Annotated in this window: 1 protein-coding gene; it reads left to right on the top strand. The window is 67.0% G+C overall.

Going from position 1 to position 430, the window contains the following annotated elements; translation table 11 throughout:
- Nucleotides 1–430 (top strand): hypothetical protein (locus KVT37_RS31890; RefSeq protein ID WP_217578978.1); only part of this gene is annotated, 430 nt, incomplete at both ends.

The raw sequence follows: 430 nt of genomic DNA, 5'->3' as shown, positions 1-430 counted from the left end.
TGCGCCGCTGGCGCTGGCGCAGCGCTGCAGCGGGGTTGCGGCGGGCACGCCTTTGTTCAGCGCACTGTTGAACTACAGGCACAGTACGCTGGAGAGGACCGGAACGCCGGGCCTGATCGGTGCTGAGCGGTTGGAGAGCGGCGAGCGGACGAGCTATCCGGTGACGCTGTCGATCGACGACTTCGGGACAGCACTTGGCCTGACGGCGCAGGTGGTCGAAGCGGTGTCGGCGGATCGTGTCATCGGGCTGATGCAGCGGGCGCTGGAGAGCCTGGCGGAAGCGCTGGAGACGGCGCCGGAGACGCCCTTGCGGTCGTTGGACGTGCTGCCGGCCGAAGAGCGGGAACTGATCGTCGATACCTGGAACCGGACGGAAGCGGACTATCCGTCGGATCGCTGCATCCATGCTCTGTTCGAGGACCAGGCTCGT

The organism is Mesorhizobium sp. GbtcB19, from assembly GCF_019091085.1.
Classification (GTDB): domain Bacteria; phylum Pseudomonadota; class Alphaproteobacteria; order Rhizobiales; family Rhizobiaceae; genus Mesorhizobium.
The sequence above is the reverse complement of the archived record's forward strand: the minus strand, read 5'-3'. Positions and strand labels throughout refer to the sequence as shown.